General features: G+C 67.1%; 22 protein-coding genes. 4 read left to right on the plus strand and 18 right to left on the minus strand.

What is annotated here, in order from left to right; translation table 11 throughout:
• Positions 1-4,980, minus strand: coding sequence for an alpha-2-macroglobulin family protein (locus tag ACQY78_RS26365; RefSeq protein ID WP_428680881.1), 4,980 nt, complete (start codon positions 4,978-4,980; stop codon positions 1-3).
• A gap of 159 nt (positions 4,981-5,139) precedes the next feature.
• On the opposite strand from ACQY78_RS26365, the gene ACQY78_RS26370 reads away from it, so the two are divergent.
• Complete coding sequence (locus tag ACQY78_RS26370) at positions 5,140-5,568, plus strand: DUF1489 family protein (RefSeq protein ID WP_428680883.1); 429 nt, start codon at positions 5,140-5,142, stop codon at positions 5,566-5,568.
• A gap of 107 nt (positions 5,569-5,675) precedes the next feature.
• On the opposite strand, the gene ACQY78_RS26375 is transcribed toward ACQY78_RS26370, so the two are convergent.
• From ACQY78_RS26375 to ACQY78_RS26395, 5 genes are all read right to left on the minus strand, one after another.
• A complete protein-coding gene (locus tag ACQY78_RS26375) occupies positions 5,676-6,875 on the minus strand; it encodes a peptidoglycan -binding protein (protein WP_428680885.1) in 1,200 nt (399 codons plus the stop codon).
• A 5-nt stretch (positions 6,876-6,880) separates the two neighbouring features.
• The gene (locus ACQY78_RS26380; RefSeq protein WP_428680887.1) at positions 6,881-8,026 is read right to left on the minus strand and encodes a flagellar motor protein MotA; all 1,146 of its coding nucleotides are present in this window, start codon (positions 8,024-8,026) and stop codon (positions 6,881-6,883) included.
• A gap of 269 nt (positions 8,027-8,295) precedes the next feature.
• Entirely contained in the window at positions 8,296-9,144 is an 849-nt protein-coding gene (locus tag ACQY78_RS26385) for an inositol monophosphatase family protein (RefSeq protein WP_428686511.1), read from the minus strand.
• 72 nt (positions 9,145-9,216) lie between these two features.
• The gene (gene efp / locus ACQY78_RS26390; protein WP_428680889.1) at positions 9,217-9,786 is read right to left on the minus strand and encodes an elongation factor P; all 570 of its coding nucleotides are present in this window, start codon (positions 9,784-9,786) and stop codon (positions 9,217-9,219) included.
• A 133-nt stretch (positions 9,787-9,919) separates the two neighbouring features.
• Positions 9,920-10,273 (minus strand): MmcQ/YjbR family DNA-binding protein, encoded by a 354-nt coding sequence (locus ACQY78_RS26395; protein WP_428680891.1) that lies wholly within the window; start codon positions 10,271-10,273, stop codon positions 9,920-9,922.
• Between the two features lie 44 nt (positions 10,274-10,317).
• On the opposite strand from ACQY78_RS26395, the gene epmA reads away from it, so the two are divergent.
• A complete protein-coding gene (gene epmA, locus ACQY78_RS26400) occupies positions 10,318-11,313 on the plus strand; it encodes an EF-P lysine aminoacylase EpmA (RefSeq protein ID WP_428680893.1) in 996 nt (331 codons plus the stop codon).
• Here the strand turns inward: epmA and thiE are convergent.
• Entirely contained in the window at positions 11,293-11,937 is a 645-nt protein-coding gene (gene thiE, locus ACQY78_RS26405) for a thiamine phosphate synthase (RefSeq protein WP_428680895.1), read from the minus strand. The two genes, epmA and thiE, sit on opposite strands and share 21 nt — an antisense overlap.
• 128 nt (positions 11,938-12,065) lie before the next feature.
• On the opposite strand from thiE, the gene ACQY78_RS26410 reads away from it, so the two are divergent.
• Positions 12,066-13,130 (plus strand): hypothetical protein, encoded by a 1,065-nt coding sequence (locus tag ACQY78_RS26410; protein WP_428680897.1) that lies wholly within the window; start codon positions 12,066-12,068, stop codon positions 13,128-13,130.
• On the opposite strand, the gene ACQY78_RS26415 is transcribed toward ACQY78_RS26410, so the two are convergent.
• Both ACQY78_RS26415 and ACQY78_RS26420 read right to left on the minus strand, forming a co-directional pair.
• A complete protein-coding gene (locus ACQY78_RS26415; protein ID WP_428680899.1) occupies positions 13,102-13,617 on the minus strand; it encodes an ester cyclase in 516 nt (171 codons plus the stop codon). The two genes, ACQY78_RS26410 and ACQY78_RS26415, sit on opposite strands and share 29 nt — an antisense overlap.
• 94 nt (positions 13,618-13,711) lie before the next feature.
• A complete protein-coding gene (locus tag ACQY78_RS26420; RefSeq protein WP_428680901.1) occupies positions 13,712-14,632 on the minus strand; it encodes a class I fructose-bisphosphate aldolase in 921 nt (306 codons plus the stop codon).
• A gap of 187 nt (positions 14,633-14,819) precedes the next feature.
• On the opposite strand from ACQY78_RS26420, the gene ACQY78_RS26425 reads away from it, so the two are divergent.
• The gene (locus tag ACQY78_RS26425) at positions 14,820-16,139 is read left to right on the plus strand and encodes an MFS transporter (protein ID WP_428680903.1); all 1,320 of its coding nucleotides are present in this window, start codon (positions 14,820-14,822) and stop codon (positions 16,137-16,139) included.
• Positions 16,140-16,332: 193 nt separating this feature from the next.
• On the opposite strand, the gene ACQY78_RS26430 is transcribed toward ACQY78_RS26425, so the two are convergent.
• The 9 genes from ACQY78_RS26430 to ACQY78_RS26470 are packed head-to-tail and all read right to left on the minus strand — an operon-like array spanning position 16,333 to position 22,814.
• Positions 16,333-17,256, minus strand: a complete 924-nt coding sequence (locus ACQY78_RS26430; RefSeq protein WP_428680905.1) for an allantoinase PuuE — start codon at positions 17,254-17,256, stop codon at positions 16,333-16,335.
• The gene (locus tag ACQY78_RS26435; protein WP_428680907.1) at positions 17,253-17,609 is read right to left on the minus strand and encodes a hypothetical protein; all 357 of its coding nucleotides are present in this window, start codon (positions 17,607-17,609) and stop codon (positions 17,253-17,255) included. The genes ACQY78_RS26430 and ACQY78_RS26435 overlap by 4 nt, the downstream gene beginning before the upstream one ends.
• On the minus strand, positions 17,606-18,529 hold the full coding sequence (locus ACQY78_RS26440) for a polysaccharide deacetylase family protein (protein ID WP_428680909.1): 924 nt from the start codon (positions 18,527-18,529) through the stop codon (positions 17,606-17,608). Before ACQY78_RS26440 ends, ACQY78_RS26435 begins: the two co-directional genes overlap by 4 nt.
• A gap of 15 nt (positions 18,530-18,544) precedes the next feature.
• Complete coding sequence (locus ACQY78_RS26445; protein WP_428680911.1) at positions 18,545-19,018, minus strand: ureidoglycolate lyase; 474 nt, start codon at positions 19,016-19,018, stop codon at positions 18,545-18,547.
• Between the two features lie 13 nt (positions 19,019-19,031).
• Positions 19,032-19,859: an ABC transporter permease gene (locus ACQY78_RS26450; protein ID WP_428680913.1), complete on the minus strand. Its 828-nt coding sequence runs from the start codon at positions 19,857-19,859 to the stop codon at positions 19,032-19,034.
• Positions 19,846-20,685: an ABC transporter permease gene (locus ACQY78_RS26455; protein WP_428680915.1), complete on the minus strand. Its 840-nt coding sequence runs from the start codon at positions 20,683-20,685 to the stop codon at positions 19,846-19,848. The genes ACQY78_RS26450 and ACQY78_RS26455 overlap by 14 nt, the downstream gene beginning before the upstream one ends.
• Entirely contained in the window at positions 20,682-21,701 is a 1,020-nt protein-coding gene (locus ACQY78_RS26460; protein ID WP_428680917.1) for an extracellular solute-binding protein, read from the minus strand. Before ACQY78_RS26460 ends, ACQY78_RS26455 begins: the two co-directional genes overlap by 4 nt.
• 19 nt (positions 21,702-21,720) lie before the next feature.
• Complete coding sequence (locus ACQY78_RS26465; RefSeq protein ID WP_428680919.1) at positions 21,721-21,951, minus strand: hypothetical protein; 231 nt, start codon at positions 21,949-21,951, stop codon at positions 21,721-21,723.
• Between the two features lie 5 nt (positions 21,952-21,956).
• The gene (locus ACQY78_RS26470; protein ID WP_428680921.1) at positions 21,957-22,814 is read right to left on the minus strand and encodes an ABC transporter ATP-binding protein; all 858 of its coding nucleotides are present in this window, start codon (positions 22,812-22,814) and stop codon (positions 21,957-21,959) included.
• Positions 22,815-22,839: the final 25 nt, after the last annotated feature.

The following is a 22,839-nucleotide window of genomic DNA, read 5'->3' on the forward strand; positions in this document are numbered from 1 at the left end:
CTACTTCGTTCCCGCCGGAACGATCGTCAGCGTACGCATCGCGGTTCGGCCGACGACCCGCGGCGCATACATGTCGGACACGTTCGTTGCCGGGACGGCATAGGTGCCGGGCGTCACGGCGCGAACGATGTAGGCGACGTGATAGGAGTTCGGGTTCTTCGCCGAGGAATCCCACCAGGTCTGGTAGGGCCGGGTCCCCATGTTGAAGGACGCAAAGAAGCGGTCGTCGCGTGCCTCGGCAATGCGGGTCTCGGTGATGTCGGGCAGGAACGGGAAGGACTTCGCCGTCTCGTCGTTCAGCACCGCTTCGATCTCGAAGCCGGCCGGCAGCAGGTCGAGCAGCGCCACCTCATGGTAACCGCCCTCCAGGTTGCGGCCGGAGATCGAGACGATGAAGCGCTCGTTCTGCACGACCTGTCCCAGTGAAGCAGGATCGCCGTTGAACTTCAGGAACTCGCGCTGGACGCTGATGCCGGCCGTCGCCGCAGGCTGCGGATCGACCGGCACGCCGCGCGCCGTCACCTGCATCCAGATCGGACGGTCGGTGTCGTTGCGCAGCTTGAGGCCGCGCGCGAGGGCGGCCGCGTCGGGGTTGATCGTCACCGGTTCGGCAGCCGCCTGGCGCTGCTGGCCGTCCACCGAATAGGCGAGTTGGGCGCTACCGCTCATCGCCCGGGCTGCCATGACCAGCCACGCTTGTTCCTGCGTGGTGGTGAGCCCGATCGATGCGGCAAGCCTTTCGCCCACCAGGCTCGTCACCTCGGTGAGGGCGTCGCGTCCGCCCGCCTCGACCGCGAGCGTGACGAGGGCGGCGCGGTTGCGCAGCGGCGAGCCGTAATAATCGGACGGGTCGCGTTCGTCGATCCGCTGGCGGGCCAGCGCAAAGGCGAGGCGGCCGCGTCCCGGTTCGCCCACCTGGTTCAGCGCCGCGGCCAGCATCGCCCAGGCGATGCCGCCCTTCATCTCGGCGGCCTTCGTGTCCTGGAAGTAGCGGACGCGGCCGGGATCGGCGTAGCCCGACTTCGCCAGCACGTACCATGCATACGCCTGGGCGTTGGGCGAGAACTTGTCGGCGGTCTTGTTGAGCCAGCCCAGCGCCCGCTGCAGCGACGCGGAAGGCACGGCCATCTGCTGCTGGTTCGCGCGCACCAGGAAGTCGAGCACGTAGGTCTGCAGCCATTCCGCCGCCGGCGTGGAGAAGGGTCCCCACATGCCGAACGAACCATCAGGCAGCTGCATGTCTACGATGCGATAGACCGCGTCCTGCACGCGGTCGTTGATGCGCGGATCGGTGGGTCCGTATCCGAGCAGCGCAACGTCGTTGTAGTAGAGCAGGGGCATGGCGCGGCTGGTCGTCTGCTCGATGCAGCCGAACGGATACTTGTCGAGCGAGCGCAACAGTCCTGCAACGTCGATGCCGGGAATGCGCGTGAGCGAGGCGCTGACCTGCGCCGTACCGGGCGCGAAGGACGCGATCACGTTGCGGTCGACCGTGGCTTCGTTGCCCGCTCCGAGGCGCGTTACGGTGTCGACGGCGCTGGGCGTCTGAGCCGGCCGCACCTGGATGTCCCATTCGCGCTGGACGGAGAAGTTGCCCGGTCCCTGGACGGCGACCGTGACCTTGCCGAACCCGGCCTCGCCGGCCCGCAGCGGCCAGGTCAGCAGCTCGCGCTGGTTGGCGGCGAGACGCTTGGTCTCTGCGACCGGGCGTTCGAGCGAAACCGAGCCGCTGGCGGTCAGCGTCACGCGGTAATCGCCCGCCTGGCCGTCGACATTGTGCAGCGACAGCGCCACCCGCCCGAGATCCTTCGGCGCGAGGAAGCGCGGCAGCACGACGTCGGCGGTGACGGCATCGCGCACGAACAGGCGCTGCTCGCCCGAGCCGACACGGGTCTTGTCGTAGGCGACCGCCATCAGGCGGAGCTGGCCGATGAAGTCGGGGATGTCGAAGGCGATCTTCGCCTCGCCCTTGTCGTCGAGCTTCACCGGACCGCTGAACAGCGAGACGGTGCGCGTCGGCACGATGTCGAGCCCGCCGATCTCGCCGGCGTCGCCGCCGGCCCGGATGCGGCCGAGTTCGTCGGCGCGCGTGTCGAGCAGGCGGCCGTAGTCGTCGCGCATGGAAACCCCGAGGCGGCGCTTGCCGAAATAGTGGTCCGCGGGATTGGGCGTCTTGTAGCGGGTGAGCTGCAGGATGCCCTCGTCGACCGCGGCGAGGGTGACGAAGGCTTCCTGCCCGGCCTGCAGGTTGGACACCTTCAACGGCACCTCGATGCGCTGCCGCGGTGTGATCTTCTCCGGCGTGCCGATCTGGATGCCGAGCGTGCGCAGGGCCGGGTTGAGGCCGATCCAGGTCGCGCCGATTGCGCGCGTGGGGGTGCGTTCGGCCGGGGCCGCCAGCGGCCGCCAGGCCGTGACCAGCGCGTAGGCGCCGGCCCCCCATTCGCCCTTCACCGGAATGTCGACGGTCGTCCCGCCGGCCGGCACCTGCACCGACTGGGTGGAGACGATGCGGTCGGTGGCGATGGCGATCAGCGCCTCGCCGGCGAACGGCGCCTCGATGCGCAGGCGGGCCGTGTCGCCCGGCGCATAGTTCTGTTTGTCGCTGGCGACGCGCAGCGTATCGGGCGCCTCCTCGGTGCCCGTGCCGCCGTACCAGCCGACGTAGAAGGTGAGGCTGGTCGAGGTCTTCTTCTCGTTGTCGATGATGGTGAGCTTGTGCTGACCCCAGTCCAGCCTTTGCGAGAGACGGGTCGGCGTGTCGGCCTTCAAGGTCACCTTGTCGGCCGTCAGCAGCCGCGTGTTCGTGACCGATTGCCAGCGCCAGCGGCCGTCGACCTGGAACCACTGATAGGCGTAGATGATGCGCTCGATCCGGTACTCGACCGAAGGCCGCGCGATCTGCGTGCCGGCCGCGTCGACCGCCACGATGTCGAACTCGGTGTCGACACCCTCGCGGGAATAGCGGCCCTCGAAGGTCGGGCGGACACCGATATAGGTGTCGCGGGTGCGCACGGGCATGACCTTCTCGGTCTTGGTCGCGCGGCCGCCGCCCGGCTCGAAGACGCGCGCCTGGATCTGGGCGCGCAGCGGCAGGACCGTCTCCTTGGCCAGGTCACCCGCCCATTCGAGGCTCGACTTGCCGGCCGGGTCGGTATTCTCGCCCTTGAGCTCGATGAAGGGCGGCTCGAACTTCTCGCGATCGTCCTCCGGTCCGAACCGGTACTTGGCGAAGGCCGGGAACGGCACATCGTCGACCGTGATGCGCATGTCGCCTTCGACTGCGAGATCGGAAGCCGGCGCGCCGTATAGAAAATCAGCCGAGAGGACGAAGCGATTCACGCTCCCCGGCCGGATGATCGGCTCGTCGGACGTCAGCTCGATCTTGAGCTTCTCGGGCACGAAATCTTCGACCGAGAACTCGGCCCGGCCGACGGGCGCGCCCTTGGGGTCGATGTGGGCGGCGACCGACCAGCGACCGCGACGCGACGATTTCGGCAGGTCGATGGTCTGGGCGATCGCGCCTGAGCCCTGCAGGCCGTGGGTGAAGCGGGTGAACTCGCTGCCGTCCGGCCGCTTCACGATCAGGGTGACGGGCAGGTTCGAGAGCGCGTTGGCTGCGTCGTCGCGCATCAGCGCCATGAGCTGCACGGTCTCGCCCGGGCGGTAGATGCCGCGCTCGGTGTAGAGGAAGGCATCGACCGGGCCCGGCTGCGGCCGGCCGTCGACGCCGCGGTCGGACAGGTCGAAGGCCGACTTGGTGAGTTCGAGGCGCGAGAATTCCTTCTTTGCCGGATCCTGCGCCATGATGGCGACCGCTTCCGCCGCGCCGGTGCCCTTGAGCAGCCCGGCCGCGAACGTGGCGCGACCGTCGGCCCCCGTCACCACCTTGCCGATCGGCTCGTTGCCGCGCGACAGGACGGTGACCTCGATGCCGGCCAGCGGCTGGGCGGTTTGCAGCGAGCGCGCGAAGACGTTCAGCCCGTCGTCGCCGCTGAAGGAGGTGAGGCCGATGTCGGTGTCGATCACCCACAGGCCGGCTGCGGCGCCGCTGGTCGACTCGTCGTCGTCATAGTCACGCGCCGGCGGCTTGGCGGCATTCCACACGACGACGAAATAGGCGCCGGGCTTCCAGTCCTGGATGGTCTCGCGGATCGGGAAGGCGGTGACGACGGCCTGGTTGGGCACGTTGCGCACTTCCATCGTGCCGCTCCACTGCTCGGCGCCGTTGCTGCCGTTCAACCAGCTGCGCAGCGACCAGGGTTCGGTGATCGGCTCGGAGCCTGGAAAGGAGACGTCGTAGGAGCGGTCGGCGGAGAAGCGATCGATGCCGCGCTCGTTCACCCGGTAGACCGAGATGCCGACCTTGGAGACGTTGATGGTCGTGACAGGCAACCCTGCGGCGCTGCCGCGCGGCAGGATGAAACCCTTGCCCGGCAGCGTGACCACGGCGGGACGGGCCCCCAGCGCCACGCTCACGCTCTGCTCGCTGCGCAGCTTCTCGCCATCGCGCCCCGGAAAGCCCGCCAGCAGCTTCACCGTGTAGTCCTGGCCGTAGGTGAGGCCGGCGATGCACAGCCGGTCGTCGACGGTGCGGAGTGCGGTCTTGGCTTCGGGCTCGATGCGGATGAAGTCGCCGTACTTCACGTCGCCGGTGGCCAGCGGCTTGTTGAAGGCGAGGCAGGCTTCCGCTTCGCTGCGGCTCGAATCGACGCCGACGCGCCGGAAGGAGAAGGGATCGGAGGGCGACGCCGGCGGCGGGGCGATCGGCGCGGGCGCGGCCGATTGTGCCGTCTGGCCCGCCGGTGGGGTCGAAGCCGGAGGCGGGGTGGCAGGCGCCGTGGCGGGAGGCGTCGTGGATGCCGTCGTCGCCGGCACGGCCCGGTCGACGGAATCGCCCGGTCTCCCGATCAGGTAACCCGCAATGCCGGAGCCCAGCATCAGGGCCACAACCACGGCAGCCAGCGTCGATCGATTCATGAGAACCCCCGCAAAAAGCGACCGGACAATAGAGCTTGGATTGTGCAGACAGTGTGGAGTCTGAAATCCGGTCGGCAATTCTCGCAGCCTGTGGCGGGAAGGTCACGCTGTGGATAGGCGGGCTTGAGCAGGGGACCGGTCACGTACTAAGCGCAGGCGATGGCGTTGCATCTCATCAAGCTCGCGGTCGGCATCGACGATCTCGCCCACATGAAGAAGGTCCAGGCGGCGCGTCGCCAGGAGCGCGGGCAGTCGGCGCGCTCGCCGCACTGGGTCTACACCCGCAACTCGCCGCGGCGAGCCGAAGATCTGCTGGGCGGCTCGCTCTACTGGGTGGTGCGCGGCGTCATCCGCTGCCGGCAGGAGCTGGTCGGCTTCGAGGACGATTTCGACGAGGACAGCGGCAAGAAGTTCTGCCGGATCAAGCTCAAGCGCCCCTTGATCGAAATCGCCCCCCGCGCCTGCAAGGCTTTCCAGGGCTGGCGCTACCTCGAGCCCGACCGTGCGCCACCTGACTTGTCGAGCGGCGACAGCGCCGACATGCCGGCCGAGATGGCGGCGGAGCTGAAGAGACTTGGGCTTCTTTAGGCTTCGACGCGTCCTGTCATCCTGAGCGAAGCGAAGGATCCAGCGCCAGCTATGTAGCCCTATGATCGTTCCGCAAGGTCCTTCGCTTCGCTCAAGACGACATGAGCTCAGCGGTTCGTCAGCTTGAGCTCGATGCGGCGGTTGCGGGCGGTGTCGGTGGACGAGAGCGGCTGGTACTCGCCGTAGCCTGCGGCCACCAGGCGGTCGTTCGGGATGCCTTCGCTGTGCAGGAACTTGACCACGGCGATGGCGCGGGCGGCGGAGAGTTCCCAATTCGACGGATATTGGGCGCTGGCGATGGCCTTGCTGTCGGTATGGCCGTCGACCTGGAGCACCCAGTTGACCTCCTTCGGGATCGTGGCGGCGATCTCGACGAGGCGCTTCGCCACGTTCGCCAGCTGCTTCTCGCCGCTCTCCTGGAGCTTCGCCGAGCCGGAGGCGAAGAGCACTTCGGACTGGAACACGAAACGGTCGCCCACGACCTGGAGGTCGCGCTGGCCGCGCAGGGCCTCGCGCAGCTTGCCGAAGAATTCGGAACGATAGCGCGCCAGCTCCTCGACCTTGCTGGCCAGCGCCCGGTTGAGCTTCTGGCCGAGATCGACGATCTGCACCTGCTGTTCCTTGGCCTTGGCGTCGGCGGCATCGAGAACGGTGCTGAGGCGCGCCAGCTCTCCCTTTAGGGCGGCGAGCTCGGCGGTCAGCCGCACGACGGCGGCCTTCTGCTCGGCGCTGAGTTTCTGCTCTTCCGTGAGATCGCCGAACAGCTTGCCCTTGTCCTGGTTGGCGGCGGCCAGGGAAGCGGCGAGGCGGGTGAGCTCCAGCCGCTGGCGTTCGATCTCCTTCTGAAGGTCGCCGGCCTTGGCGGCCGCCTCTTTATTGGAACTCTCGAGCGAGGAGGCCAGCCGGTCGCGCTCCGCCAGCATCGAGGTCAGGCGTTCCGTGAGCTGGTCGCGCTCGATCTTGAGCGCGTCCGACGCGGTGCGCTGGGCGGAAAGGTCGGCGCCGAGCCGGTCACGTTCGGCCTGGTTCTGGCGCAGTTGCAGGGTGAGCTTCTCGATATCCTGCTTCAGGCCTTCGCTCGCCGCCTGCTCGATCGAAAGCACGCTGGCGAGATTGCCGAGCTGCTTGTTGAGGGCGTCGATGGCGCTGTCGCGTGTGTTGAGCGTGTCGGTCAGCGTGAACTGCGCGACGCTGAACAGCGACAGCAGGAAGATCAACACCATCAGCAGCGTCGTCAGCGCATCGACATAGCCCGGCCAGGTGTAGTCGGCCGAACCTCCTCCGCGACGGCGGGATGCGGCTGCCATGGCGGCTAGTGGTCGCCCGGCGTCGCGCCGCGCGTCGAGGCAATGGTGCGGGCGAGCAGGCGAAACTCGCCGCGCAGCTCGTCGGCCAGCGCGGTGCGGCTGCGTACGCTCTCATCGATCAGCCGGCTGAGGCCGGCCTCTAGGTTGCGCTGGTGCGCAAGGAGCGCCTCGCTGTCGGCCTCCGGTTTGCGCTCGGTCAGGCGCGCGACGGTGCCGCGCAGCTCGATCGACTGCTCGGCCAGGCGTGCCAGCAGCGCCTGCTGCGAGCGCATGCTTTCGGTCAGGGACGTCAGGCGCTCGACCAGGGTGGCGTTTGCCGTTGCGGCCTGTTCGCGGCCCTCCTCGCTGCGGCGCAGCGTACGGGCGAGATCGTCGAGCCCGTCGGCGGTGCGCTCCAGCAGCGCCTCGACATAGGCCGAGACGCCCTGTTCACCTTCGGTCTGCAGGGTGCCGCTCGACAGCCGCGTGGCGCCCGCCAGCCACTCCTCCAGTTCGGTGTGGAAGCGGCCTTGGGCCTGGCTGGCCTGCAGTTCGAGGAAGCCCAGAACGAGCGAGCCGGACAGGCCGAACAGCGAGGCGCCGAAGGCGGTCGACATGCCCTTGAGCGGGCCCTCGATGCCCTGTTTGAGCTTGGCGAACATCTGGACGGCATCGCCGCCGGTGACCTGCATGCCGACGATGGCATCGGCGACGGCGCCGATCGTCTCGAGCAGGCCCCAGAAGGTACCGAGCAGGCCGAGGAAGATCAGCAGGCCGATCATGTAGCGGCTGAGTTCGCGCCGCTCGTCGAGGCGGCTGGCGATGCCGTCGAGCATGGCGCGCGTCGCCGTGGGGGACAGGCGGAAATTGTCCTGGCGGTCGCCCATCATGACGGCCATTGGCGCCATCAGTTCGATCGAATCGGTCTCGAGCAGCGGGGCGCCGGGCTCGCGATGCTGGAAACGCCGCAGCCACCGAACCTCGGGCCACAGGGACAGAACCTGGCGCATCACGAAGAAAATGCCGATCGCGAGGACGCCCAGGATGACGCTGTTGAGGATCGGCGTGTTCAGGAACACACGCAGCAGGTCATGGTGGAGCAGGTAGGCGATGCAGGCCACGATCGCCAGGAACAGAAGCATGCGAACGAGATACGGAAGCGGGTTACTCATGCGTACTTCCGATGCCTGCGCGACGTTGGCGGGGAGATCATGCCAGTGGCACCCCGGATGCGCCCTGCATCCCGGTTCCGCCCGCCGTACCGCCGTCCGGCGAGCCTGCGTCGCCGGAGCAGGGACCAAAGGCGGCGCGGCTGGGGACAGCGGCCGAAGAGGGGGGCATAACCAATTGCCTTTCCAAGGGATTTGGCGGATCGACCATAACGAATGGTCGACCCGCGCTCAACCGCTCGCGGCAAGGTCCTGCGGACTGGACGCGGCCGTCAGGCCTTGGACAGGATCTCGACCATCGGGTCGCGAAGCCCGAAGTTGCTGGCGAGGATCGACGGTCCGCCCAGCTCATAGGGCTGACCGGAAATGTCGCCGACGAGCCCGCCGGCTTCGCGCACCATGAGGATACCCGCAGCGACGTCCCACGGCGCCAGGCCGAACTCGAAGAAGGCGTCGTAGCGGCCGGCCGCCACGAAGGCGAGGTCAAGCGCGGCCGCGCCCCAGCGACGGACGCCGGCCGTGCGTTCAGTGACGGCGGCCAGCTTGGCGTGATAGGCGGCGTGATTACCCTTGCCGATATGGGGGATACCGGTGCCGACAAGCGCGCGGGCCGGCTCCTTGCGGCCGGACACGCGCAGACGCCGCGAACGGGCGTTCGGCGTGTCGATATAGGCGCCGTTGCCCTTCTCGGCCCAGAACAGCTCGTCGGAGATCGGCTGGTAGATGACGCCGGCAACGATCTCTTTCTCGCGTTCCAGCGCGATGGAGATGGCGAAGTGGGGAACGCCGTGCAGGAAGTTGGTCGTGCCGTCGAGCGGATCGACGATCCAGCGGTTGCGGCCGTCCCCCTTGGTCTCGCCGCCTTCCTCGCCGAGGAAGCCGTAGTCGGGACGGACCCGCGAGAGCTCGGCGCGCAGGGTGCGCTCCGCCTTGATGTCGGCGTGACTGACGAAGTCGCCGGGGCCCTTCTCGGAGATCTGCAGATGCTCGACTTCGCCGAAATCGCGCTTGAGGTTCTTCGCCGCGGCAAAGGCCGCGCGGATCATGACGGTGACGGTGGCCGAGCGCTGCGCCAGCGATTTGCGCTCGGGCGGGCCTGAGCGCTCGCGAGCCTCGCCCATCGGGGCGCGGCCCACGCGGGCGACGGGAGTCTCTCGCGGGGGGCGATTGGTGGGGAGGGCCACGGTGCGCGCCTAGTCCTTGGCGCGTTCCATGTAGGTGCCCTCTTCGGTGTTGATCACCAGCCGCGTGCCCACACCGATATGGGGGGGCACCATCACGCGGATGCCACCCTCGACGATCGCCGGCTTGTAGGAAGAGGAGGCGGTCTGACCCTTCACGACGGCGTCGGCCTCGGTGACGGCCAGAACGACGGTCTTGGGCAGCTCTGCGCCGACCGGCGTGCCCTCGTAGAGGGACACGGTCACTTCCATGCCGTCCTGCAGCCAGCGCGACTGGTCGTCGTCGAGGACGTCGGCGCCGACCACGAGCTGCTCGAAGGTCTCCTTGTCCATGAACGTGAAGCCGTTCTCGTCCTTGAACAGGTAGGTGCACTCGCGTTCGTCGATATGGACGCGCTCGATGGTCTCGCCGGAGCGGAAGCGTTCCTGCAGCTTGTTGCCCTCGCGCAGCGCCTTGGCCTCGATCGCCACGAACGCGCCGCCCTTGCCGGGGCTGATATGCTGCACCTTGGAGGCGACCCAGAGCTTGCCGTTGTACTCGATGACGTTGCCGGCTCGGATGGAGTTGACTTGGACTTTCATGAGCTTACCCGGCCTTACCGCTGTCTCGGATGAATGGAATTCGGCCTCGTCCGCGGAAGCGGTTCGAGGCCGGCGCGGCCTTCTATCAAAGGCAGCCCTGGGTCGCAACCGGCCCGCCCAGGGCGATCCGGCGCTATTTCAGGCCGAATTCGGCCCGTTTCTTCTTCGAAAGCCCCGCCGCGATGACGGCATGCGCCTGCCTCAGATAGGCTCTCGTCTCGGCGGGTGTCAGCACCGCGGGATCCTCGAGGGCGACCCATTTCGCGCGGGCGAGATAGGGGGCCGGCTTGAATCCCCTGGCGTGCGAAAGCGCCTCGTAGTGCTCGGGCGGGCACTTGAAGCTGATCCGCGCGACGGAGTGGCCCGGTGGCCCGATCAGGCAGAACATCTTGCCGCCGACCTTGAAGACGGTGACGCCCTCCCACTGCACGCTCCGTGTGGCGGCCGGCAGCTTGCGGCAATAGGCATCGATCTGCTTGGGCGTCATGACGATACCCTACACGCCGCGCCGTTCGCGTGCGATGGTCGGGCATGACCGAGTGGCGCCCCGATAAACTCGCCCGGCGCCTGCCGCACCTGCAGACGCGCACCCGGATACAGGCCGCGATACGGCAGTGGTTCGCCGCTGAAGGATTCGTCGAGGTCGAGACGCCGATCCTGCAGGCGGCGCCCGGCGCCGAGGTCCATCTCACGGGCTTCGCCACGGAGTGGGAACTGCCCGACGGTGAAGAGCGCGAACGCTGGCTGCACAGCTCGCCCGAGTTCGCGATGAAGAAGCTCCTGGCCGGCGGCCTGCCGAAGATCTTCCAGTTCGCGCGCGTGTTCCGCAACGCGGAGGGCTCGTCCCTGCACCATCCCGAATTCACGATGCTGGAATGGTATCGCGCGGGGGTGGGCTACGAGGCCATCATGGCCGACTGCCAGGCGTTGCTGGCCGCTACCGGCGTCGACGAACTGCGCTGGGCCGGCCATGTCTGCGATCCCCGGGCCGAACCGGAGCGGCTCACCGTGGCGGAGGCCTTCGTCCGCCACGCCAGGGTCGACCTGTTCGCGACCGTCGGCAATGCCGCGGCGCTGGCGGGTGCATCGGGCATCGCCATGCATGTCGGCGACACCTGGGAGGATGTCTTCTTCCGAATCATGTTCGAGAAAATCGAATCGAAGCTCGGCATGGGCCGGCCGACCATCCTCTGCGAATATCCGATCTCGATGGCGGCGCTTGCCCGGGCCAAGCCCGGCGATGCGAGAGTGGCGGAGCGTTTCGAACTCTATGTCTGCGGCGTCGAACTGGCCAATGCCTTTGGCGAACTCACCGATCCCGCCGTCCAGCGCACGCGGCTTGCCGCGGACATGGACCTGAAGGACGAACTTTACGGTGTGCGCTGGCCGGTCGACGACGATTTCCTCGCCGCGCTCGATCACGGCCTGCCGGATTGCTCCGGCATCGCGCTCGGCTTCGATCGCCTGGTGATGCTGGCGACGGGCGCGTCGCACATCGAGGACGTTCTATGGCTCCCCGTCCGCTGATCCGTGGGCTGCGAAGAGCTCGTTGAAGGCACGCACCGCGGCTTCCGGGCCATCCTTGTAGCTCCACACGCCCCCGGCGACGGCCAGGAAGTCCGCGCCCGCGGCGATGAGCGGCCGGCAGTTCTCGACCGTGATGCCGCCGATCGCCACACAGGGAACTTCCATCAGGCCGCTCCACCATTCGACGATCTCGATTTCGGCCGGCGTCGTCACCGGTTTGGTGGAGGAGGAGAAGAAGGCGCCGAAAGCCACGTAGTCGGCGCCGGCTTCTGCCGCGTCCATCGCGAGGTGCCGCGACGCCTTGCAGGTGACGCCGACCTGGCGCTCAGGCCCCACGATCCGGCGCGCTTCAGCGTAGGGCATATCCTCCTGGCCGACATGCACGCCGTCGCAATCGAGCTTCACCGCAAGGTCGGGGCGATCATTCATGATGAAGGCGACACCGCGCTGCTGGCAGATCGGCCGCAGCGTATCGGCGGCGCGGACGATCGCCTCGTCGGAGACGTCCTTCAGCCGCAGCTGGAAGGCCGCGACGTCGCCGCCATCGAGGGCGGCGCGAAGGTCGTCGGCAAAGATCGCCGGATGCTCGATGCGGGCGGGAGAGATCAGATAGAGACGGGTCACGGGCTTCCTGATTTTCGTGTGGTGTATGCGGAACCCGGCGTCCCGTCGAGAGCCGGGTTGGGGGAATCCTCCCATTGTCCTGGCGCTTCGGCCTGGGCTAACTGACGGCAGCCTTCTCGCCAGGAACCATGAACAAAGTCATCAAGACCCTTCTTCTGGTTCTCGTTTCGACCGCCGCCAGCCTGCTGGTCGGGATCGCGATCGCCAGCTACCTGACTGTCCCGCGCATTCCCCTGATCTCCGAAGGCGACCGTCTCCTGGTGTTCGATCCCGAGATCGGTGCGATCGCCAATCCCAGTTCCCAGGCGAGGCGCATCTACCCCGCCGTGGCCGACCGCAAGACCTTTGCCTTCGACATCTATACCGACGATCGCGGCGCGCGGGTCGACGAGCCCGGGCTGCAGAGCCCTGAGCGCGTCGACGTCCTGGTCGTCGGCGACTCGTTCACTTGGGGCTACGCGCTGGCCAACGAGCAGACCTATGCAAGGCTGCTGTCACGCGAGCTCGAAGCCAGTGTGTCGAACTTCGCGATGGCGGCCTACGGAACGACCCAGTCGCTGCAGCTCTTGCGGCGCAACGGCGATCTCTCGCCGAAGCTCGTGGTCTACGGCATCATCGCACATCACTTCGAGCGCAACGTCTCGCCGTGCCTTCCATCCTACTATCCGTTCTGCTTCAGCGCGTCACACGTCGCCTGGGACGACGAGGGGCAAGCGTCGATCGCCCCGCCGCAGAGCAACGGCGTGCAGCGCTTCCAGCGGCACCTTGCCGGCGACTTCCTGCATCCCGTGACCTGGCTGCTGCATGGCATCGATGTGGTGCGCGGCCGCTTGGAATATGGCCGGGCCGCCTACGGCGCGCGGAGCGACGAGCAGAAGGAAGAGGCCGTGGGCTACCTCCTGCGCGAAATGCAGCGATCGGCCGACGAGATCGGCGCGAACCTGCTCGTGGTCTATCTGCCCACGAACTATTACTCGGCGCCGGAAGCCCTGCCGCGCGTCATCGGCGACATCGACTTGCTCGACCTCACCGAGGCCTTCCAGCGGGAGAGAGAGAAGGGCGCCAACCTCTACATCGTGGGCGACGGGCATCCGAACCAGGCCGCCCACGAGCTGATCTCGCGGGAAATCGCGAAGTACGTTCGCGACAACGGCCTGCTCGAGGTCACGAGCTCGCGCCGCCGGCCCGGGTGAAGCTCAGGCGTTCCGACCACGCCGGATCGAGGCGGGAGCGCAGCCCGTAGACGTCGCCCAGCACCCACAGGTCGCGCACCAGCGGCCCGTCGAACGTGAAGATGGGAGCGCCGTACCACCAGACGCGGCTGTTGGTCGGCGGCTCTCCGAACAGCGTCCGGCGATGGATGCCGTGGAAGCGCAGCTTGCCCGAAACGCGGTGACCTTCTTCCATCAGCTCGAGAATGTCGGACGTGTAGTCGTCGAGCGTGTCGGTGAGCCAGCTCACATAGTTGCTGAATTGCTGGTGACCGACCAGCACGGGCCCGAGCGAGCCGCGAAAGGTGAAGTCGGGGTGGAATATCTGCGGGACGAGCGAGAGATCGGCCTTGTCCCAGAGATCCTTGTAGAACACGCGCACGACATTCTTCTGCGCACTCAGGCGGGAGGGTGTCAGGTCGACTTCCGTCTCATGGGGCAACCCAGGCTGCTTCTGCTGATCCTTCATCGCACGTCCTCCTCCGAAATCCGTGACCCCGCCTGCCAACAAAAAGGGCGCTGGTTGCCCAGCGCCCTCTGCAGGCAGGCCTCTCTGGCCGTCCTTACATCTTGCCCTGGTAGATGCTGATGATCTTGTCGAGCATGTCGAGCGCCTCGGCGCGAGGACGCTGGAAGGTGTTGCGGCCGATGATCGAGCCGTTGGCGCCGCCATCGCGGAGGCTGCGGATTTCGGTGAACAGGCCCTCGAGGTCCTTGGCCTCGCCGCCCGAGAAGACGACGATGCGGCGGCCGTTGAAGGTCGCCTGCATCACGTGCTTGATGCGGGCGGCCATCGTCGAGATGTCGACGTTGGCCTTCTCGTAGGCGGCCTTCGCCTCGGGCTGCCACAGCACGTTGGTCGGCGGCTTCACCTTGATGATGTGGGCGCCGAGCAAGGCCGCGATATGGGCGGCGTAGGCGCAGACGTCCATCGCCGTCTCGCCGGCCTTGTCGAGCTTGCCACCGCGCGGATAGGACCACATGACGACGGCGAGGCCGACCGACTTGGCTTCCGCCGAGAGCTCGCGGATCTCTTCCATCATCTCGTACTGGTCTTCGGCACCCGGATAGATGGTGAAGCCGATCGCCGAGCAGCCCAGGCGCAGCGCGTCGGCCACGGTGGCCGTCACGGCCTGGTCCTTGTTGGTCGACAGCGAATTGGCCGAGTTGCACTTGAGGATGGTCGGGATGGCGCCCGCGAAGCTGTCGGCGCCGGCCTCGAGCGGGCCCAGCGGGGCGGCATAGGCGTTGAGGCCGGCGTCGATGGCCAGCTGATAGTGGTAGTGCGGATCGTAGGCGTCGGGGTTCGGCGCGAAGGAGCGGGCCGGGCCGTGCTCGAAGCCCTGGTCGACGGGGAGGATCACCATCTTGCCCGTGCCGCCGAGGCGGCCATGCATCAGGATGCGGGCCAGATTGGCCTTGGTGCCGGGGCAATCGCTCTCGTAGTTGTCCAGGATCTTCTTGACGGTGCGGGTGATCTTCACGTCCGGGCTCCCATTTTGTGCGGTTGCGCGGTGATAGCGGCGCCGGAAGAGCGGTTCAAGTCCCGGTGGGCACCCGGGAGGTCCGACTACCTGCCACGTCATTGACCTCGGGGCGGGCGTGGGGACAGGGTATCACCCCCTCCGGGCCACGATGCGTCTGGCGAAACGCGAGAAAAAGGAAAAGTCGGTGCCGTCTCCCCAGTTGCCCGCGCGATCCGCGTCGTTCGCGGCGCGCCTGCCTTTCTTCTTCGGCTGGGTGATCATCGCGGTCGCGTTCCTGACCGTCGCCGTGAGCGTGACCACCCGCACGGCCTTCTCCCTGATGTTCCCGCCGATCGTCGACGAATTCGGCTGGGATCGCGGCCTGGCGGCGGGCGCCTTCTCCTTCGGCTTCCTGGTGTCGGCCGTGATCAGTCCCGTCGTCGGCCGGACCATGGACCGGCGCGGACCGCGCTTCGTGATCGAGATCGGCGTCGTGCTGACCGCCGCGGGCCTGCTCGGAGCCACGGTGATCGACTCGCCGTGGCAGCTCTACGCAACGCTGGGTGTGCTGGTGGGGGCGGGGGCGAACTGCATGAGCTTTTCCGTGCAGTCGCAATATCTGCCCAACTGGTTCGTGCGCCGCCGCGCGCTGGCGACCGGCCTGGCCTTTTCCGGGGTGGGTGTGGGCGCAATTCTGATCCTGCCCTGGCTGCAGACGATCATCCTGAAGGACGGTTGGCGCAGCGCCTGCTGGGCGCTCGGCCTGATGACGCTATTCGTGCTGCTGCCGATCAACCTGATCGTGACCAAGCGCCCTCAGGACCTGGGCCTGCTGCCGGACGGGGCGAAGGAAGCGGGAACCGCCGCGGCGCGCCGTGCCGCGGCCATCGTCGACGCGCGCTGGGTCGCCATCGAATGGACCGTCGCCAGGGCGGTCCGCACACAGCGCTTCTGGTGGCTCTGCATCGGCTTCTTCAGCACCGGCTATGCCTGGTACGCGGTGCAGGTGCACCAGACCAAGTACCTGGTCGAGATCGGCTTCGGCCCGATGCAGGCGGCCTGGGCTCTGGGCCTCGTGGCGATGGTAGGTATCCCGGGCCAGATCCTGCTCGGCGGCCTGTCGGACCGTATCGGTCGCGAGATCGTCTGGACGATCGCCGGCACGGGCTTCGTGATCTGCTACGCGGCGCTGCTGGCGCTCGGCGCCGGCCCGTCGGAGCCGCTGCTCTATCTCATGGTCCTGTCGCAGGGCGTGCTGGGCTATTCTTTCACCAGCCTGATGGGATCGGTGGTGGCCGAGATCTTCGAGGGCCCGCACTTCGGCTCGATCTTCAGCATCATCATGGTCTCGCTGCTGGCCGGCGGCGCCGCGGGCCCCTGGATCACCGGCGTGCTGTACGACTATGAGGGCGCCTATCGTCTGGCCTTCATCGTGGCGCTCGCGTTCAGTGTCCTGGGCGCCGCCTCGATCTGGTTCGCCTCGCCCGGCAAGGTCCGCATGGTCGCGGGGCGCGCGAAGGTCTGACGTCCGCTGACGTATCGAGCGCGACGATCGCGCGGGGCAAGAGAAAGGTCCCTCACTTCGTTCCAGGGCGGGGGTTACCCCGCCCGCGATGACAATGTTTGTTGAGTTTTGCGCAGTGCGCCGATGCAAGAAAATGCTGTCATCCCGAACGAAGTGAGGGACTTTTAACTCTTACTTGCTCTTGCAGAGCGCTTTATTCGTTCAGTCCCTTGCCGGGATACGGATGTGTCGCGATCCAGTGCTTGGCGATGTCCAGGCGCTTGGTGACCCAGACGCCCTCGTGCTTCTGGACATAGTCGAGGAAGCGCCAGAGGCCGGCCATGCGGGCGGGGTGGCCGATCAGGCGCTGGTGCAGGCCGACCGACATCATCTTGGGCTGCGTCGAGCCTTCCTTGAAGAGGACGTCGAACGCGTCCTTCACCAGGCCGAACCACTGGTCGGAGTGGACCATGCCGGCGGCATACTTCCCGTCGTTGTTGGTTAGCGAATAGGGCACGACGAGGTGCGGCTTGCCCTCGACGGTTTGCCAGAAGGGCAGTTCCTCGCCGTAATAGTCGCTGTCGTAGGTGAAGCCGCCTTCCTCGATCAGCAGCCGGCGGGTGTTCACGCTGGGTCCATAGCGGCAGTACCAGCCGGCCGGCCGCTCGCCGACCGTCTGCTCCAGCGACTTGATGGCCTTCTGGATGTGCTCGCGCTCCTCTTCCTCGGAGAGCTGGAAGTGGCGCACCCAGCGCCAGCCATGGCAGCAGACGTCCCAGCCGGCGGCCCGGATCGCCTCCGCGGCCGGCAGATTGCGCTCCAGTGCCAGCGCGCAGCCGAACACGGTGAGCGGCATTCCGCGCTCCTGGAAGGCACGGTGGATGCGCCAGAAGCCGACCCGGCTGCCGTATTCGAACATACCTTCGCCGGCGAGGTCGCGGCCCTTCAGGCCCTGCGAGGAGGTGCTCGATTCGGTGAGGCCGGTCTCGGTGTAGCCCTCGCCATCCTGGACCGAGGGTTCCGAGCCTTCCTCGAAGTTCACGACGAAGTTGATGGCGAGGCGCGCGCCGCCCGGCCATTTCGGATCGGGCGGATTGGCGCCATAGCCGATCAGGTCGCGTTTCGGTTGCCAGCTCATGCAGGTCTCCTCACCAGTTCGGCGCCCATCTGACGGGCGATGTCGGCAATTTTGTCGTTCCAGGTGCGCATCGACAGGGTGCGTACCCCGGCGCGCAGACAGGCCAGCGCGTAGCCCGGCGCGTCGCCGCAATCGACGATCAGCGTGAAGGCCACGTCCGCAAACTCCTCTCGCGCCCGTTCCTGCAGGGCGCCGAGATAGCCCGCGCCGTAGAACGAGGCTGCATCCTCAGGCGTCAGCAGCACCGGCGCCGTCCCCGCGGCGCGCGCCGCGAGCAGCGCCGCCTCGGTCTGCTTCCAGTCGCGTACCAGGATCACCGGATGGTCCATCGCCGCCACAATACACGGTGTCACTCATTCAGGCCCTTGCCCGGATAGGGATGCGTCTCGATCCAGTGCCGGGCGATGTCGAGGCGGCGGGTCACCCAGACGCCCTCGTGCTTTTGGATGTGGTCGAGCAGGCGTTGCAGCCCGACGGCGCGCGCGGGATGGCCGATCAGACGCATGTGCAGGCCGATCGACATCATCTTGGGCTGCGTCGCGCCCTCGCGGTAGAGCATGTCGAAGGCGTCGCGCACGAAAGAGAACCACTGGTCCGACGTACCGATCGACGCGCCGAACTGCCCATCATTGTTGGTGACGGAATAGGGCACGACGAGCTGCGGCTTGCCGTCGACGGTCACCCAGAAGGGCAGCTCCTCACCGTAATAATCGCTGTCGTAGAGGAAGCCGCCTTCCTCGACCACGAGCCGGCGCGTGTTCACGCCCGGTCCATAGCGGCAGTACCAGCCGAGCGGCCGCTCGCCGGTCATCTTCTGGATGGCGGCGATCGCCTTGCGGATGTGCTCGCGCTCGGTCGCCTCGTCGAGTTCGTAGTGCTTGATCCAGCGCCAGCCATGCGAGCAGACATCGAAGCCCGATTTGGCGATGGCGGCCGAGGCTTCGGGATTGCGCTCCATCGCCAGCCCGCAGCCGAAGATCGTCATCGGCAGGCCACGCTCCTGGAAGAGGCGCATCAGCCGCCAGAAGCCGACGCGGCTGCCATATTCGAACAGGCCTTCCGCCGCGAGATCGCGGCCCTGGATCGACTGGCCCATACCGGCCGCGTCGCTGAGCCCGATCTCGGTATGGCCCTCGCCGTCCTGGATGGAGGGCTCGGAACCCTCCTCGTAGTTCATGACGAAGTTCACGGCGATGCGCGCGCCGCCGGGCCATTTCGGATCGGGCGGGTTGGCGCCGTAGCCGATGAAATCGCGGCGGACCTCGTAGGGCATCGTCTCGGCTCCGGGTCAGGGAATGCGAATGGTAAAGGGGGGAACCGGCACGAATTCCTCGTCGCCCTTGCCGCCGTCGCGCCACATGAAGACGGCGAAACGGCCCGGCCGGTCGAGCACGGTGAGGCCATGATGCCAGGTGTCGGGCCGGTAGGTGACGCCCTGCTTGCCGGTGGCGATGAAGGCTTTCATGCCGCTCACCTCGGGGCCTCCGGCGGCGGCATGCGGCGCCACGACGATCAACCATCGCTCGACATCGAGAGGAACGAAGGTCTGGGAGGAATATTCGTGACGTTCGAGATAGTCGCTGCGCAGCGGCCGGTCCGGCGTCTCGGCCTTCAGGCTGACCGAGAGGCTCGCATGCGCGGTCGGACGCAGGTTGCCCAGCGCGTCCTCGTAGTAGGTGCGGCCCGGAGCGTCGGGTACGTCGATCACGTCGCCGAACGGGGCGAAGGCTTCTTTGGTGAGGGGCTGGGGGATCAGTTCCATTGGCGGGTCCTCGTCAGTCGCGCATGCGGCGGGTCAGTCCCACCGTCCATTCCATGATCAGCATCAACAGGAAGGCGGCCGTGATCAACACGCCCGACACGGCGGCGATGCGCGGGTCGAGCGTGGATTCCATCATGCCCCACATGCGGATCGGCAGCATGTCGGTGCGCGCCGTCGACAGGAACAGCGACACCGGGACGTTGTCGATCGAGGCCATGAAGGCCAGGAACGCGCCGGCGAAGATGCCGGGGGCGATCAGCGGCAGGGTCACGCGGCGCATCGTGTAGAACCAGCTGGCGCCCAGGCTCTGCGAGGAATCATTCAGCGCCGGGTCGAGCTGCGAGATGCTGGCGGATGTCGTGCGAATGATGAACGGCACGGTGACGATCATGTGGCCGGCGATGATCAGGTTTATGGACGGCCGGAAGCCGATCAGGGTGAAATACATCAGCGCCGCCAGGCCGAAGGTGAGGCCGGGCAGGACCAGCGGCGACATGAACAGCCCATCGGCCACGCGCGCCAGCCGGTGGCGGTTCCGTGCCAGCCCGAGCGACGCCATGCTGCCGAACAGGATGCCGAAACCGGTCGACCAGGCGGCAACTTCGAGTGAGTTGTACACCGCACGATGGATCTGCCGCGACTGCGAGGCGTCGAACAGGGCTTCGTACCATTGCAGCGAGAAGCCGGTCGGCGGGAATTTGAGCGAGCGGCCCTCGGTAAACGACGTCGTCAGCACGATCACCACCGGCGCCACGATGATCAGCAGCGCCAGCGCCGCCAGCGTGCCGATAACGAGGCTGTAGGAGAGGTCGGCGAGGCTGCGGCGCCTACCCATGGACATAGCCTCCGGAGCGGCGGCCCAGATAGGACAGCGCGCTCACCACCGTCAGCACCGAGACGAGCAGGGTGAGGGACACCACGGCGGCGAAGGGCCAGTTGAAGACGACAAGCGACTGTTGCCAGATGAGGAGCGGCAGGTAGATCAGGCGGACGCCGCCGATCACGGTCTGCGAGATGAAGGCGGTGGTGGAGCTCGCAAACACCAGCAGGCAGCCGGCGACCAGCCCGGGCATGCTGAGCGGCACGATCACCTTGAACAGTGTCCGCCAGCGCGAGGCGCCGAGGGCGGAGGAGGCGTCGCGCAGGTTGGGATCGAGCCGCGACATCACGCTGATCAGGGGCAGCAACATCAGCGGCATCTCGATCTGGGTGAGTGAGATCACGAGGCCGAGTTCGGTCTGCAGCAGGCGCAGGGGCTCGGAGATGATGCCGAGCTGCATCAGCAGCGTGTTCACCACGCCCTCGCGGCCCAGCACGACGATCCAGGCAAAGGTACGCACCACCACAGAGAGCAGCAGCGGCATGACGATGATGAAGATCAGCACCTTCTGCAGGCGCGGCGAGGCGTCGAGGTAGATCAGGGCCAGCGGATAGCCGATCACGATGGTGGCGCACACCGTCTTGAAGCCGAGCATCATCGTGTCGGCGATCACCTTGTAACTGAAGGGATCGCCGAGAAACTTGGCCCACTGACCGAAGCCCGGCTGGCTGATCTTGTCGTCATTGAAGAAGCTGACGCCGACCAGCATGAGCAGCGGCGCCAGGAAGATCGATGCAAACGCCAGCGCGAGCGGCAGCGCGAGCTGCCACTCCGCCAGCTTCCTCACTTCGCCATTTCCTTGTTGAACTTCTCGATCCAGCCGGCGCGCAGCGGATTGATCTTGGCCCAGTCGTGCCGGATGTAGCTCGACATCTCGTCGAGGCTCTTCATCGGCAGGTAGGACGGGACCGGCACGTCCTTGTTCACCGGGATGAAGTTGTACGGCGGCTTGGTCAGGGCTTCCTGCACCTCCTTGCCGGCGACGATGTCGATATACTTGTAGGCGTTCTCGACGTCCGCAGCGCCCTTGGCGATGTGCAGGGTCGTGAGGAACGTGATGGCGCCGGTCTCGGGCTTCACGAATTCGATGTCGACTCCGCGGCCCTTGAGCGTCGCGACGGTCTGGGTGTTGGTGTACATCACGTCGCACTGGCCTTGCTGGAACAGGCTCGGCATGGCGGCCGGCTGGCCGACCGCGGCGATTTTCGGCAGGACCTTCTTCAGTTCGACGAGCGCCGGCTCGATGTTGGTCTCGGAGCCGCCGAATACCTTGGCGATCTCGATCAGCGACACCGTTCCGAAGGTGGTCTGGAAGCCGGTGAGGCCGAGACGCGACACCCACGGCTCGACGAACAGGTCCTTCCAGCCCTTGGGAGCCGGAACCTTCTTCGGATTGTAGGCGATGCCGACGACCTGAGCGTTGACGCCGACGCCCCATTCGTCGACCAGCCCGGCCGGCAGCTTCGAGGCATTGGTGATCTTCTTGATGTCGAGCTTGTCGAAGAGGCCGTCCTGGATCGCGGTGATGCGCGGGCCCGGATCGAGCACGAAGGCGTCGAACGGCGGCGCTCCGCGCGCGGCCTTGGCCTTGGCGACCTGGTCGACCGCGAAGAGCGGCTGAAGCTCGAGGTCGACGCTGTCCTTCTTCTTCAGCGCCGGCGCCACGATGGCGCGAAAGGCTTCTTCCCAGGTGCCGGGATAGATGGCGGCGGCGACGCTGCCCTTAGCGTGGGCGATCGAGGGAAGGAACGAGGCGCCGCCGAGGGCGGTGGCACCGGCGAGCAGGCGTCTGCGGCTGAACATGGAAGGATCTCCGTGGTTGTCAGGTGGTACGCGGAAACAGCGTGGGACGCGCATCGGCGGCCAGGGTGCAGTAGGTCCGGGCCGCCTCGCCCGCGACCGTGCGGCGCGGCTCGATGATCTTCAGGAACGCGCCGTCGGTCGTGCGGGCCTCGTGGACGAGCTGGGCGCCGATCGGGAGGGCGAGCCCGGGCTCGATCTTCCAGGCATCCGGGCCGGGGATCGCGGAGAGGGCCAGTTGCTCGGGCCGCACCGACATCAGGACGGGCGCGCCGATGCCAAGACCGCCGGGGGCTGCAAGGTGACGGTGGCACCGGCCTCCAGCGCTACGGTGGCCGTGCCGTTCTGAAGCGAGGCGACCCTGCCGTTCATCAGGTTGGTGGTGCCGATGAAGCCGTTCACGAACAGCGTCTGCGGCCGGTCGTAGATCGCGACCGGCGAGTCGAACTGCTCGACTCTGCCCTTGTTCATGACGGCGATGCGGTCGGCGACGCTCATCGCCTCGTCCTGGTCGTGCGTTACCAGTATGGTCGTGAGACCCAGCGTCCGCTGCAGGCGCTTGATCTCGATCTGCATGTCGAGGCGCAGGTTGCGGTCGAGCGCTGCGAACGGCTCGTCGAGCAGCAGGATCGAGGGCTCGATCGCGAGGGCACGCGCCAGCGCCACGCGCTGCTGCTGGCCGCCCGAGAGCTGACGCGGCAGGCGGTCCTTGAAGCCCCCGAGCTGAACGGTCTCGAGGAAGCGCGTGACCCGCGCCTGGACCTCCGGCCCCTTGAGGCCGCGGGCGCGCAGGCCGTAGGCCACGTTTTCCGCCACCGTCATGTGCGGGAAGAGCGCGTAGTTCTGGAAGACGATGCCGATGTTGCGCTGGTTGGGCGGGAGGTGGTCGATGGTGGCGCCGTCGACCCGCACGCGGCCGGCGGCCTGCCGCACGAAGCCGGCGATGACCCGGAGAAGGGTGGTCTTGCCGCAGCCCGAGGGACCGAGCAGCGCCACGACCTCGCCGGGCTCGATCGCGAGCGTCACGCCGTCGACCGCGGTCGACGTTCCATAGCGGACGCTCAGATCCTCGACGTCCAGCGTGCGCGCCGCGTTGGCTTTCACTGCTTGCTGCAACTGTTCCGCCTCCCTGCGACTGCAA

The organism is Reyranella sp. (assembly GCF_965279625.1).
Lineage (GTDB): Bacteria > Pseudomonadota > Alphaproteobacteria > Reyranellales > Reyranellaceae > Reyranella.